Source organism: Azospirillum sp. OGB3 (assembly GCF_014192915.1).
Classification (GTDB): Bacteria; Pseudomonadota; Alphaproteobacteria; order Azospirillales; family Azospirillaceae; genus Azospirillum.
Window position 1 is genome coordinate 197,873 of sequence record NZ_JACHYN010000004.1, and the last position, 13,767, is coordinate 211,639.

A 13,767-nucleotide genomic window follows, 5' to 3' on the forward strand; every position below is an offset into this window, starting at 1 on the left:
CCTGTTTCCCCCGGCCCTATCAGTATTGCGCCGTGATGTTGAAGAAGACCCGCATGTCCTTGTCGCCCTCGGTCGCGACGCGACGGGTCAGCGGCTTGTCGATCTCAAGCGTCGCGAAAAGCCGTTCCACGAGGCTGGCGCGCACGCCGCCGCCTACGGAGACCAGCGAATTCCGGCTGTTCTGCTCCAGGCTGGAGCGGTTCCACACCTCGCCGCCGTCGACGAAGCCGTAGATCTGGACGGCCTGCGCGAAGGCGTTCTCCGGCACCACCGGCGTGTAGCGCAGCTCCAGCGACCCGGCCCAGCCGCTGTCGCCGGAGATCTCGCCCTCGTCGAAGGCACGGCCGTAGCTCGGGCCGCCCAGCGCGATCTGCTCGCTGGCCAGCAGCGGCGTGCCCGCGGCCTGCATGGTGGCCGTCGCCAGGATGCTGAAGTTGGCGGGAAGCTGCTGCACGCGGGTGATGTCGGCGGTCAGCTTGGTGAAGTCGCTGCGCCCGCGCTCGCGCGACGCGTAGGCCGAGCCGAGCTTCGTCGCGTCGAGGATGTCCAGCCCCTGATGCACGAGGCCGCGCACCGCGGTGATGCCGTCCCAGTTGTCGGTCCGGTCGTAGCTGAAGCCGCCGCGCAGGATGCGCAGGCGGTCGCGGTTGAAACGGTCGCCGGAAATATCGGTGTTCACGTCGCGGTATTCGAACTCGCCCACGGCGCGGAGGTTTTCCAGGCGCGAGCGGATCACCGGGTAGCTGAGCGTCCCCACGCCCGCGGCCACCCAGCTTTCCACGTCCAGCGGGTCCAGCGTCAGGCCGGGGCGCGACTTGGAATAGGAGCCGGTGGCGGAGAAGGTCAGCCCGTCGCCGGTCACCAGCGCTTGGTAGCCGGCGCCGATCGACCAGGCTCGCGACGCCGGGGAGGACACGCGCCCGCTGAGATTCACCGTGTCGGCGTTCGGCCCGAAGGAGTTCAGCGCCGCCGTCGCGACCGTCTGGGCGGTGCCCAGATAGGGCGTGTTGCGGTTGTTGACCGACACCAGGGCGTCCACCGCCTTGCGGTCCGTCTTCACCACCACCACAGAGGCGCCGAGCGTGTCCGGCGCCGGCTCCAGGCTGGCGCGCACGGTCAGGCCGGCGAGATCGTTCGCCAGAAGAAGGCGGCGCTCGACCTCCGCGACGTTGATCGGTTTGACGCCGCGCAGCGGCTCCACCAACCGCTTCACCGCGGCCAGCGCCGGACCGATGTCGTCGGGGTAGGTGATGTCGGACACGAAGCCCTCGACCACCTGGAGGCGGAAGGTGCCATCCTCGATCGTCTGGGCCGGGACGATGACGCGGCTGGTGATGAAGCCGTCGTTGCGGTAGCGGAACTCGATGTCGTTGGCGATCTTGAACAGGTCCGCCACCGACACCTCGCGGCCCAGCAGGTCCTGGTAGGCGGCCTTCAGGCTGTCCTGGCTGTAGGCGGTGGCGCCCTCAATGGCGACGTCCCGCAACGTCAGGCGGTAGCTCTCAGCTCCCGCCGGTGCCTCCGCCGCGGGCGCCTTCGGCACGGTCACCGCGCCGCCCGGCACCGATGGCAGGGGCATCACCGGGCGCGGCGCCTCCGGACGCGGCTCCGCGCCCGAGGGAAGCTGAGCCGGCAGCTGTTGAGCGAATGCGGGAGCGGAAACGCCCGCCAAAATAGCGCTTGCCGCGAAGCAAGTCCACCAGAGCGCTGTCTTCTTTCCCACATTTTCCTTAAGGACAGAGGTGGAAAAGGCGGCTTTGGTGGACGAGTTCATGGGACCGATACCTTCGTACGATGGTCGTTGCTAACCTCTGATTAACGAAGACCCCGTCGGATCTCCATCTGAGGTAGCCATTTCTATCATACGATTTCGGAGTGAGTGTTAGTCCTAGTTTGTCGGAATTTGTAACATTCACATCCTCGTCACGAATGATGCAGAGACGACGAACCGCTTCCAGCATCACTTGGACGGACGACGCCGCGCGCAAGGCGGCGCGACCTGCTCCCCAGGCAACCGGGGCAAGCCCCGGCCCCGCTTGCGGCGACATCCGTGCGGCGTCCTCGATCGGCGTGGCGGCGCCAGGACGGCACGGGCATGGACGAGCGGGGCGAACAATGTTTCGTTGAGGCGCTCGCCGCCCAGTCGAACGAGGCCACGTCCCTTTGCCTGGTGCGGCAACCATGTTCGACGGACAAAATTCGGCACACGATGCTGGGCAATGGCCGATAGCCCACCGCCGGCTTGAACAAGTGCTCAGGTGGCGTCCGTCGTCTGCTGGGCTGGACAATCGAACTCCGTCATCGCCTTGTACCACTGGTCCGACAGAGCTTTTGCCAAGCTGTCGGCGGTCGGAAACGACCGACACAGCAGCGCGTCGCCATGAACAAATCGCTCGCGAAGGCTTTCGATCGTCATGGCGATCATCAATCTCAGCACGCCTTCGAACTTACCGCGCTCACCCTCGGTGAAGGGATGGCCACGACGGCGGGCGACGACCGCTATGATGCGATCGACCCACTCGGAATTCATGCGTTCGCGCATGCGCAGCACCTCCGGGTCACGCGTGGCGAGCTCGGAGAACAGGCTGTAGACGCCGGCGTTCGCCTCGTAAGCGCGGCAATAGACCATGTTGGCGTCCAGGATCGCGTCGTAACTGCTCCTCGGCCCCTTGGTTGCCGACCGCCGATACGTCACATGCTCGAAGAACAGGGTGACCAGGACGGCGGCGCACTCGTCCATATCCTTGAAATGATTATAAAAAGTCCCCCGGGACAGCCCGGCCTCGTCAAGCAGCGCCTCGACGGTCATCAGTTTTCCCGGAAACGCACGAAGGTGGCGAGCGACGATCGAGAGCAGCATGTAGCGCGTCCGCTCCCGTTTCGGGCGCGTCCGTTCCCGGCTCCACATCGCGAGCACCTCTTCGAAGAACAGCGGAGCGGAGCCTTCGCCGCACGCGGGCTCGCTTCCCGGTTCACCCATACCTTCCCGCATCCTTGCGCCCTCACCCTTCGACCGCATCGGTCCTAGCCATGAATGTTGGTCAACCGCACTGTGCCCTCTTGACGCAGTATATTTTTATACATAATGTCATTTTTAGACAATGCGTCATCACTGGACAGGCCGATGGTACCTACGATGGTGGACGTGAATAAACCTTCAAGTGGCACCTTGACCAGGGAAGCGAACCTGAAAACGAGGCCCACCGGCGCGACAATCGAGTTCGAATCCGTCAGAAAGGCCTATGGATCGGTAAAGGCCCTTCATGACTTCTCCTTGACGATTCGTCCGGGTGAGTTTCTGACGATCCTTGGATCGAGCGGGTCCGGCAAAACCACCGCGCTCAATGCACTTGCGGGCTTCTCCACGGCCGACTCGGGCGATATCCGCATCGACGGGCGTTCGGTGATCGACGAGCCCCCGGAGCGGCGAAACCTGGGGATGGTGTTCCAGAACTACTCCCTGTTCCCCCACATGTCGGTGTTCGACAACGTCGCCTTCCCGCTGCGCATGCGCCGTGTGCCGCGCCGGGACATCAGGGAGCGGGTGGAGCGGGTGCTGGAGATCGTGCGGCTCGGCCCGTTGTCCGATCGCATGCCCCGCGATCTGTCCGGCGGACAACAGCAGCGCGTCGCCTTCGCCCGGGCCATTGTGTTCGAGCCTCCCGTCCTGCTCATGGACGAACCGCTGGGCGCCCTCGACCTCAAACTGCGCGAGGCGCTGCAGTTCGAGATCAAGGAGATCCAGCACCAGCTCGGCTGCACCGTGGTCTATGTGACCCACGATCAGCGCGAGGCCCTGGCCATGTCGTCGCGCATCGTCGTGTTGCGCGATGGGCGGATCGAGCAGGTCGGCACGCCGTCCGAAATGTACGACGCGCCGCAAAGCCGCTTCGTCGCCGATTTCATCGGGCAGACCAACCTGCTTGCCGCCGACGTGGCGCAGCCCGGATCGGTGGCCATACCCGAACTCGGCGTCACCTATCGGGAAAACGCATTCACGGCCCGTCCAGGCTCCTGGTACGCGAGCATTCGCCCCGAAAAGCTGCAGCGCCGCCCGGCCGAAGGGCCGGACATCGCCGTGTCGGTCACCATCCAGGAGGCCGTGTTCCTCGGCGACGTGATCGAGTACAGCGCCCGCACCGACCACGGTGCGCTCATCCACTTCCGGGAACAGAGACGCGACAGGGATCGGATCCCGGAACGCGGCGAAGCGGCGAACCTCGTTCTCCGCCCGTCCGACGTCGTCCTCGTTCCGGACCTCCCCAGAACCAGTCGATGAAAAGCTGAAAGAGGAGCGTTCTATGAACAAGCTGCTGTGGAGCCTCTCTCTCGGAGCGGCGCTCGTCGGCGCCGCTGGTGGTGCGGCGCTGGCTCAATCCCGGGACAAGACGGTCGTGATCGCGAATTACGGCGGCGCCTGGGCGGAGACGCTCAACCGCATCTGCATCCAGCCCTTCACCAAGGAGACGGGGATCACCGTCACGCAGGCCGCGACGGAGGACTCCCTCGCCCAGATCCGCGCCCAGCAGACCACCAGGAACATTCTGTGGGACATCGCGCCCACCGAGCGTTCCGGACTGCCGGTGTCGCAGAAGAACGGTTGGCTGGAGCCCATCGACTGGTCGGTGGTCGACCCTGAAAACAAGCTGCCGCCGATCGCCCGCAAGACCCACGCGATCGGATCGGTGGCCTACTCCACCACCATCGGCGTGCGCACGGACAAGCTGCCGGAAGGCAAGACCTTCACCGGCTGGAAGGACTTCTGGGACGTCAAGCAGTTCCCCGGCCCCCGCACGCTGCGCAACTCCCCGGCGGAGAACCTGGAATTCGCGCTGATCGCCGATGGCGTGAAGCCGTCCGAGGTCTATGACGTGCTCCGTTCGCCGGAAGGCGTGGATCGCGCCTTCAAGAAGCTCGACGAGATCAAGCCGGCGATCACCGTATGGTGGACGAGCGGCCAGCAGCCGGTCCAGCTGTTGGCCAGCGGCGAAGTGTTCTACGCGACCGCCTTCAACGGCCGTATCCAGCAGTTGCAGAAGGACAAGCTCCCGGTCGCGCTGATCTGGAACGGCGGCTCGCTCGACGTCAGCTACTATTCGATCGTCAAGGGGGCCAGCAACGCCGCCGCGGCCATGCAGTTCATGAAATACTGCTGGAACGAGCCGCAGCGTCTGGCCGAGATCGCCCGCGCCATGCCCTACTCCAGCTTCAACCCCGACCTCTACAAGATCCTGTCGGCGGAGGAGGCCAGGCAACTTCCGACCAGCCCGGAAAACATGGAGGTACAGTTCGCGCTGAACGCCGAGTTCTGGGCCGAAAACCTGCCGCGCATTCAGAAGCGGTGGGAAACGTGGCGTCTGCAATGAGCGACGGCGTTTCCATGCCGCGTGATGGGATGGTGGCGTCGCGCCGACGGCGCACGCCCCTCTCGTCCCTCTGGCTGCTCGCCCCGGCGGCCCTGCTGTTCCTCCTGGCCTTCCTCGTCCCGGTGGGCGAGGTCGCGCTGTGGAGCCTGCAGGGCGACGCCGGACTGACGGCGGAGCATTACCGGGAAGCGCTTGGCGAGGGTCCCTACCGCACCATCCTGTTTGGAACGGTGCAGCTCGCCGCCGGCGTGGCCTTCGCCTGCATCCTGGCCGGCTACCCCGCCGCCTATTGTCTGGCGTCCTGCCCGCCGAGGCGCCGCACGATGCTGCTCCTCCTCATTCTGACGCCGCTTTGGGTCAGCGTTCTGGTGCGGACCTTCGGCTGGATCGTCGTCCTGGGCCGCGAGGGATTGGTGAACTCCATGCTGATCGGTGCGGGACTCATCGATGCGCCGCTCCAGATGCTTTACAGCCGAGGGGCCGTGTACATCGCGATGGTGCAGGTGCTCCTGCCGGTCGCCATCCTGGTCATGTTCTCCAGCATGACGACCATCAACCGCTCCCTGCTGCTGGCGTCGCGCATCCTCGGCGCCACCCCGTGGCGTGGCTTCCTCCACGTCTTCCTGCCGCTGAGCGCCGGCGGCGCGGTCAACGCGTGGATGCTCACCTTCGTCCTGGCCCTGGGCTTCTTCATCACCCCGGCCCTGGTCGGCGGGCCGAAGGAAAACATGATCGCGAACATCATCGCGACGCAGATCACGGTGACCCTCGACTGGGGGCTGGGTTCGGCTCTCGGGGTGGTTCTGCTGGTCGCCGGCTTCCTGATGGTGGGCGCCGTCGCCCTGCTCTTCCGGCGCGTCACCCGGCTGAGCGGCCATGGAGGGACGCGATGAAACGAACGCTGTGGGAACAGTCCGGCCGCTACCTCCTGCCCGTCTATTTCGTCGGCGTCCTCCTCTATCTGCTGCTGCCGCTGCTGCTGGTGGTGCCGATGTCGGTCAGCGAGACGCGCTACCTCAAATTCCCGCCGACCGGCTTCACGCTGCACTGGTACGAGGACTTCTTCGCCACGCCCGGCTGGATCGAGGCGACCTGGCGCAGCTTGGTCATCGCAGCCGCCAGCGCGCTGCTCGCAACCGTCGTCGGCACGGCGGCGGCGCTCGTCCTGAGCCGCGATGGCCGCGCGGTGCGGATCGCGGGGCCGATCTTCCTGGGTCCGCAGGTCGTACCGGTCATCATTCTCGCCCTCGGCACGCTCCTCGTCTTCAGCCGCTTCGGCCTGTACGGCTCCATGGGCGGCATCGTGCTTGTGCACGCGGTCCTCGCGCTGCCCTTCGTCACGACGACCGTGTCGGGAGCGCTGCGCCAGACCGGCGACACGCTCGCCCGGGCCGCCCGGGTCCTGGGCGCCCGGCCGCACGAGGCGTTCTGGCACGTCACGCTGCCGACCATCCGGCCGGCGGTCATCTCCGCGGGCGTCTTCGCCTTCTTCATCTCCTTCGACGAGCTGGTCATCGCCCTGTTCGTCATGGGCCGCAACGAAACCCTGCCAATGCGGATCTGGGCCGACATGCGCCACGACCTGACACCGGTTGTCGCGGCGGTCGCGTCGCTGCTCATCCTGGCCACCTTTGCGGCGGTTTTCCTGAGCGACCGCATCCAGCGCCGCGCCGCACGGCGCGCGGGATAACCGGTCGCGACGAGCCACCCCTCATCTACCGGACCCTCATCTACGGGAAGAGTGATGTTCGCAGATTTTCGCACGGAAGAACCCGATGCTCTCGCCCGCCGTCTGGAAACGGCAACGCTTCCGGATTCGGTGTTCGACCTCCTGGCGCAGACCGCCGCCCGGTATCCGGACGCCCCGGCGTGGCGCTTCATCGACGACGGTGTCGAGCGGAGCTGGGGCGAGGTGCTGGCCAAGGTCGAAACCGCCGCCGCGGCCTTCGCCGCGCTCGGCATCGGCCCCGGCGTGCATGTCGCGGTCATGGCCTGGAACCGGGAGGAGTTTCCCATCGCGTGGCTGGCGTTGTCCCGCCTGCAGGCGGTGATGGTGCCGGTGAACGCCACCTACACTTCCCGCGAGGTCGAGTATGTGCTGAAGACCTCGCTCGCCGCCTTCCTCATCCTGGAGGCGGAGTTCCTGCCGCATCTCGACGCGCTTGAGACGGTGTCGCTCCCCCCGTCCAGCGTCATCGTCATCGGCGATGCGGCGCTGGGCGGGCATCGCCGCTGGCAGGTGCTGATGGACGAGGCGCAGGGCCGCCGCGCACCGTCCACACCCCGCTCCGCCGACGCGGTCCTCAATCTCCAGTACACGTCGGGCACCACCGGCTTTTCGAAAGCCTGCATGCTGACCAACGACTACTGGCTTTGCCTTGGCTGCAGCTCCACCGAGTTCTTCGCCACGGACCTGCGGCGCTTCTATGTGGGATCGAGCTTCTTCTACATGGTCGGGCAGAGGATCCTGCTGAACGCGATGGTGAGCGGCGGCTGCGCCTTCTTCCCGCGCAAGCCCGGCGCCAAGCGCTTCATGCTCGATGTCGCGCAGCTGGAGTGCGACTACTGCGCGCTCTTCGAAATGGTCTACAAGCAGCCGGCCCGGCCGTCGGATGCGCACAACGCGCTCAAGCTGGCCACCATCTTCGCGTTCGGCCCCGAAAGCCACGCCGACTTCCAGCGCCGCTTCGACGTCTACGGGCAGGAGTTCTACGGCATGACCGAGATCGGCGGCGGCACCTACATGCCGGCGCACCGGATCGCCGAAATGACCGGCTCGGCCAGTTGCGGAGTGGTCGCCCCCTTCCGGGACGCGATGATCGCGGACGAGGACGGCAACCCCGTACCGACGGGCGCGACCGGGGAGCTTTGCGTGCGTGGCCGCGGCCTGCTGAAGGGCTATTTCGGGAACGAGGAGGCGACGGCGCAGGCGTTCCGCAAGGGCTGGTTCCGCACCGGCGATCTGGCCCGCGTCGACTCCTCCGGGTACCACTACATCCTGGGCCGGACCAAGGACATGGTCCGCCGCAGCGGCGAGAACATTTCGTCCCGCGAAGTCGAGGTGGTGCTGCGCACGCTCGACGGAATCCAGGACGCCGCGATCGTTCCGGTTCCCGACGATTATCGCGGCGAGGAGATCAAGGCCTACATCCAGCTGGCGCCGGGGGTCGATCCCTCGACCTGCACGCCGGAGCGCATCGCCGATCACTGCGGGCGGCATCTCGCGGCCTTCAAGGTGCCCCGCTACTACGAGTATCGCGACTCCTTCCCCCTCACGGATTCGCAGCGTGTGCAGAAGAAGCATCTGCTGGCGGAAAAGCCCGACCTCCGCGTCGGTGCCTACGACTGGCAGGACAAGATCTGGCGCTGACGCCTGCACCCCGTCTTCCTGTGAAAAAAGCCAACCGGCCTCGAAGAGGACTTCTGACATGCCCGAGATTACCGCCCAGACCGAGGGCGCGATCCGCATCCTGACCATCTCCAACGAACCCAAGCGCAACGCGTTCGAAGGCACGATGGCCGCGGATTTCCTAGGCCACCTGAACGACGCGGACGGCGACGCCGCCGTACGGGTGGTCGTGGTGACGGGCGCCGGCACCATCGCCTTCTCAAGCGGACACGATCTGAATGAAATCGCCTCCGGCGCCCACGCGGCGACGAATCTGGGAGAGGCTCCGTTCCTGCGCCCACGGGACATGAGGAAGCCGGTCATCGCGGCCGTCAACGGGCACTGCTACGCCGCGGCGCTGATCCTCGCCCTTTCCTGCGACCTGCGCGTCGCGAGCGTCAACGCGACGTTCGGGTCGCCGGGCGCCCGCCTGGGCATGCTTCCGGAGGGTGGGCAGATCGGCCGGTTGCCACGGCTGATGTCGTCCGCCCGCGCCTTGGAACTGATGCTGACGGCCAATCCCCTGCCCGCGGACGAGGCCTACCGAACCGGCTTCGTCAACCGTCTGGCAGAAAAGGGCGAGGCGTTGCAGGAAGCGCTCGTCCTGGCGCGTGCCATCGCCAAGAACGCGCCCTCGGTGGTGGCCGCGATCAAGGCCGGGGTGATCCTGGGCGAACGCGAGGGGATCGACGCCGCCGGCGCCTATGAAGCGACGGTCGCCCGCCGGCTGGAAAAAGCGGCGGACGCCCGCGAAGGCGTCAGCGCCTTCCTGGAAAAGCGCCCCCCCGTGTTCCGTGGCGGCGAGTGACGGTACCCATCCAACATCGCCTTCATCAAAGGGAAAGAACCACCGTGGCCGAGAACTTCACAGCCTTTGTCATCGAGGACGTCGACGGCAAGCCGAAGGGTGGCTTCACGTCGCTGACGCTGGCCGACCTGCCGGACAATGACGTGCTGGTCGAGGTCGCCTGCTCCACGCTCAACTACAAGGACGGACTCGCCGTTTCCGGCAAGGGCCGGATCGCCCGCAAGCTGCCGATGGTCGCCGGCATCGACCTCGCCGGCACCGTCGTCGAGTCCCGTTCTCCCGCCTGGAAGCCCGGCGACAAGGTCGTCGCCAACGGCTGGGGCCTGTCGGAAACGCAGTGGGGCGGCTACACCCGTTTTCAGCGTTTGAAGGCGGAGTGGCTGACCCGTCTGCCGGAGGCCTTCTCGTTCGAAGAGGCCATGGGCATCGGCACCGCCGGCTACACCGCCGCGCTGTGCGTGGACGCGCTGGAACGGTGGGGCGCCATGCGCCCCGGCGGCAAGGAGGTGCTGGTCACCGGAGCGGCCGGCGGTGTCGGCTCCGTCGCGGTGGCGCTGCTCGCCAAGCGCGGCTATCCGGTGGTCGCCTCGACCGGCCGGCCCGAAACGCACGATTATCTGCGTGGCCTCGGCGCCGCCGGCTTCATCGACCGCGCCGCCCTGCTGGAAAAGGGAGCGCCCTTGCAGAAGGAGCGTTGGGCCGGCGGTGTCGATTCGGTGGGCGGGCAGACGCTGGTCAACGCGCTGTCGCAGACCGCGTGGGGCGGTGCCATCGCCGCTTGCGGCTTGGCCGGCTCCTCCGATCTGCCGGGAACCGTCCTGCCGCACATCCTGCGCGGCGTCGCGCTGCTGGGCGTCGACTCCGTCATGGCACCGCCGGACCGCCGCGACGCCGCCTGGACACGGCTGGCGCGCGACCTGGACCGGAGCGCGCTGAAGACGATGTACGAGGTGCAGCCTTTCGGCGCGCTGCCGGAGTTGGCGACCAGGATTCTCGCCGGAAAAATCCGCGGCCGCATCGTCGTCGACGTAACCCGTTGAGGAAGGCGTTGTTGCGTAGAACGCGCCGCGGACAGACTTCGCGCCTTCACCGCGGCCCCCAGGTCGGGCCGAACGGGCATTACCGCCCTGTGGGGAACGGCGCCCCTGCGCTTCGCACCAAAGCCGCGAAGTCCTGTTCGGCGTGGTAGGACGAGCGGGTCAACGGGCTTGCCGAAACCATCCGGAAACCCTTGACCCGTGCCACGCGTTCGTATTCGGCGAACTCCTCCGGCGGGGCGTAGCGCGCCACCGGGTGGTGGCGCGGCGTGGGCCGCAGATACTGGCCGATGGTCAGGAAATCGACGCCCGCCGCCCGCAGGTCGTCCATGACCTGAAGCACCTCGGCGCGCTCCTCGCCAAGGCCCAGCATGATGCCGGACTTGGTGAAGATCTGCGGGTGCCGGTTCTTCACCCGGTCAAGAAGGCGCAACGAGTGATAGTAGCGCGCACCCGGCCGCACCGTCGCGTACAGGCGGGGCACGGTTTCCAGGTTGTGGTTGAAGACGTCCGGCCGGGCATCGGCGACGGTTTCAATGGCTCCCGTCTTGTTGCGGAAATCGGGGGTCAGGATCTCGACCGTCGTCGCGGGCGAGACGGCGCGGACCCGTTCGATGCAACGCACGAACTGCCGGGCGCCGCCGTCCGGCAGGTCGTCCCGGTCCACCGAGGTGATGACCACGTGGCGCAGGCCGAGTTCCAGAACCGCTTCGGCCAAGCGGTCCGGTTCCTGCGGATCGAGCGCGTCGGGCCGTCCGGTCGCCACATTGCAGAAGGCGCAGGCCCGCGTGCACACGCTGCCCAGGATCATCACCGTCGCGTGCCGCTTGCCCCAGCATTCGCCGATGTTGGGACAGGCGGCCTCCTCGCAGACCGTGTGCAGGGCATGCCGGCGGACGAGGGCGCGGGTGTCCTCATGGGCACCGATGGACGGCGCGCGGGCCCGAAGCCAAGCCGGCTTCTCGGCCTGATGAACAAGCGCGGTGTGTGACGCGGGCATGGCTGTCACTCCGCCGCGACGGCCGGGGCCGCCGGCGGCACGATGATCTTCACGTACCGGTCCCTGTTGTGTAGCAGCTCCTCGAACCCGCGCGAGACGACCATGTTCGTTTCCTCCAATTATGTCGTTGCCAATTTTGCCGTTGAACGGTTCGCGTCGCCCCGATATCGCCGGGTTGCGGTCAGGCGAAGACCATCCCGCCGTCGACCAGCAGGGATTGGCCGGTCATGAAGTCGGAATCGGACGAGGCGAGAAAGCGCGCCACCCCCACCAGATCCTCCGCCGTCGAAGGACGGCCCAGCAAGGCCCCGGCCGCGAACTGGTTGAACGCCTCGTCCTCGGCCGTCGTCAGGCCGGTGTCGCGGAAGCCCTTGTCGATGATCTTCCACATCTCCGTCGCGACGACGCCGGGGCAGATCGCGTTGGCGGTGATCTTCTCCTTGCCGAAAGCACGCGCCGCCGCCTGGGTCAGGGCGACCACCGCGAACTTGCTGGCCGAGTAGTGGGCGAGCGGTTCGTACCCTTGCTTGCCGGCGATGGAGGCGGTGTTGATGATCTTTCCACCCCCGCCCTGCGCGCGGAAGGTCTTGATCGCCTCCTGCATGCCGATCAGCACGCCCAACGCGTTGACGTCGGTGACGAAACGCCAGTCCTCCTCGGTGATGTCGAGGAAGGGCTTGGTCTGGGCGACGCCCGCGTTGTTGAAGAGGACGTCGAGGCGTCCGAAGGAGGCGACGGCCGTATCGATCATGCGGCGGACCGCGGCGCGGTCGCGGACGTCCACCGTGACCGCGACGGCGTCGCCACCCTTCGCGCGGATGCACTCCGCCACAGCACTCGCATCGTCCTCCGTGCGATCGGCGATGATCAGCCGCGCGCCGTCGGCCGCGAGCGCGCAGGCTATGGTGGCGCCGATCCCGCGGCCGGCACCGGTGACGATGATGCTCTTGTCCTTGAGGGTGGGCATGGTGCGTCTCCAAGGGCCGGCTTGAGAGAGAAAGCCGCAAGCCGGCCGGACGGGTGGAAAGGTCAGGCGTTTTTCGTGACGTGGTCCTTGAGGAGGGCGTTGACCGTTCCGGCCGCCTCCATCTGCACCATGTGACCGGCGTTCGGGACCACCTCGACCCGCGCGGCGGAGCCCAGCGCCGTGGCGTGGGCGGCGGGGATGACGCGATCCTCCGCGCCCCACACGACCAGCGTCGGCACCGTCGCGGCCCCGACCGCCTCACCGAGAATGACGGTCTGCTCCCCGTTCCCGAACATCGAGGATGCAATGGCCCGAAGCGCACTGTCCACGCCGTCCAGCCGCTTGTACTTCAGCAGGTCGTCGGCCATCTGGCGGCTGACGAGTCCGGTGTCGGCGAACAGAGTCTCCAGCACCGGCTTCAGGTCGCGGCGCGAGGTCGCGTCGATGAAGCCTGCGATGTAGCCCTGGTTGATCTCCCGCCCCAAACCGGCCGAGCAGATCAGCGACAGCGACGCCACCCGCTCCGGCGCGTCGAGCGCCGTGCGCATGGACACCGCACCGCCCATGGAATGGCCGACCAGATGCGCGGTCCCGATGCCCACCACGTCCATGAAGTCCCGCACCGCCTTCGACAGGCCGGTCAGCGTCGGATCTGGCAGCGCCTTGGCGGACTGGCCGTGCCCCGGCAGATCCAGCGCGTAGACCGTGGCGCCCTCCGCCAGGGCGTCGATGGTGAACAGCCAGTTGTCGAGGTCGCCGCCGAAGCCGTGGACCAGCAGCACGGTCGTCGCCCCGTCGCCGCGCCGGGCGTAGCGGATGGTGCCCGCAGCCGTCTCGGCGAACGCGTAGCGCGGGCCGGCGTCCGCCCCGTCCTCCCCGCCGTCAGCGGCAGGGACGGCGTAGCCGGCGATGAAGGCGTCGATGTCGCTGTCCGGCACGTCGGGTTCGGCCAGCACGGCGATCAGCGCCTTCACCGGGTAGACGGTGCCGGGCTCGCCCAGCACCCGGCGCAGGACGCCGGCCTCCCCGGCCTCGACCACGTTGGTGATCTTGTCGGTCTCGACCTCCAGTAGGTCGTCGCCCAGGTTGACGGTGGCCCCCGGCTGCTTCAGCCAGCCGGTGACCTTGCCCTCCGACATGGACAGGCCCCACTTGGGCATGACGATGGGCTTGATGCGCTCGTTGAGAGTGGTCATGAAAA

12 protein-coding genes are annotated in these 13,767 nt (G+C 67.1%); 7 read left to right on the plus strand and 5 right to left on the minus strand.

Annotated elements, in window-relative coordinates; genetic code table 11:
* Nucleotides 1–19: 19 nt before the first annotated feature.
* Complete coding sequence (locus FHW79_RS11135) at nt 20–1,579, minus strand: ShlB/FhaC/HecB family hemolysin secretion/activation protein (protein WP_247884298.1); 1,560 nt, start codon at nt 1,577–1,579, stop codon at nt 20–22.
* A gap of 675 nt (nt 1,580–2,254) precedes the next feature.
* A complete protein-coding gene (locus FHW79_RS11140) occupies nt 2,255–2,980 on the minus strand; it encodes a TetR/AcrR family transcriptional regulator (protein ID WP_247884299.1) in 726 nt (241 codons plus the stop codon).
* A gap of 156 nt (nt 2,981–3,136) precedes the next feature.
* Between FHW79_RS11140 and FHW79_RS11145 the strand changes: the two genes are divergently transcribed.
* From FHW79_RS11145 to FHW79_RS11175, 7 genes are read left to right on the plus strand one after another with little or no spacing between them, the layout of a single operon-like run.
* Entirely contained in the window at nt 3,137–4,279 is a 1,143-nt protein-coding gene (locus FHW79_RS11145; RefSeq protein ID WP_247884300.1) for an ABC transporter ATP-binding protein, read from the plus strand.
* Nucleotides 4,280–4,301: 22 nt separating this feature from the next.
* Nucleotides 4,302–5,366 carry an ABC transporter substrate-binding protein gene (locus FHW79_RS11150; RefSeq protein WP_183178980.1) on the plus strand — a complete coding sequence of 355 codons (1,065 nt, stop codon included), beginning with the start codon at nt 4,302–4,304 and terminating at the stop codon, nt 5,364–5,366.
* Nucleotides 5,363–6,259, plus strand: a complete 897-nt coding sequence (locus tag FHW79_RS11155; RefSeq protein WP_183178981.1) for an ABC transporter permease — start codon at nt 5,363–5,365, stop codon at nt 6,257–6,259. The genes FHW79_RS11150 and FHW79_RS11155 overlap by 4 nt, the downstream gene beginning before the upstream one ends.
* Entirely contained in the window at nt 6,256–7,056 is an 801-nt protein-coding gene (locus tag FHW79_RS11160; RefSeq protein ID WP_014198829.1) for an ABC transporter permease, read from the plus strand. Before FHW79_RS11155 ends, FHW79_RS11160 begins: the two co-directional genes overlap by 4 nt.
* A 54-nt stretch (nt 7,057–7,110) precedes the next feature.
* Nucleotides 7,111–8,736, plus strand: coding sequence for a class I adenylate-forming enzyme family protein (locus tag FHW79_RS11165; RefSeq protein ID WP_183178982.1), 1,626 nt, complete (start codon nt 7,111–7,113; stop codon nt 8,734–8,736).
* Between the two features lie 58 nt (nt 8,737–8,794).
* A complete protein-coding gene (locus FHW79_RS11170; RefSeq protein ID WP_183178983.1) occupies nt 8,795–9,562 on the plus strand; it encodes an enoyl-CoA hydratase/isomerase family protein in 768 nt (255 codons plus the stop codon).
* Between the two features lie 44 nt (nt 9,563–9,606).
* Nucleotides 9,607–10,602, plus strand: coding sequence for an MDR family oxidoreductase (locus tag FHW79_RS11175; RefSeq protein WP_183178984.1), 996 nt, complete (start codon nt 9,607–9,609; stop codon nt 10,600–10,602).
* A 79-nt stretch (nt 10,603–10,681) separates the two neighbouring features.
* On the opposite strand, the gene lipA is transcribed toward FHW79_RS11175, so the two are convergent.
* The 3 genes from lipA to FHW79_RS11190 all read right to left on the minus strand — a co-directional run bounded on the left by lipA (nt 10,682) and on the right by FHW79_RS11190 (nt 13,762).
* Nucleotides 10,682–11,599 carry a lipoyl synthase gene (lipA, locus tag FHW79_RS11180; RefSeq protein WP_183178985.1) on the minus strand — a complete coding sequence of 306 codons (918 nt, stop codon included), beginning with the start codon at nt 11,597–11,599 and terminating at the stop codon, nt 10,682–10,684.
* Between the two features lie 181 nt (nt 11,600–11,780).
* Nucleotides 11,781–12,566 carry a glucose 1-dehydrogenase gene (locus FHW79_RS11185; RefSeq protein ID WP_183178986.1) on the minus strand — a complete coding sequence of 262 codons (786 nt, stop codon included), beginning with the start codon at nt 12,564–12,566 and terminating at the stop codon, nt 11,781–11,783.
* A 62-nt stretch (nt 12,567–12,628) separates the two neighbouring features.
* Complete coding sequence (locus FHW79_RS11190) at nt 12,629–13,762, minus strand: acetoin dehydrogenase dihydrolipoyllysine-residue acetyltransferase subunit (RefSeq protein WP_183178987.1); 1,134 nt, start codon at nt 13,760–13,762, stop codon at nt 12,629–12,631.
* Nucleotides 13,763–13,767: the final 5 nt, after the last annotated feature.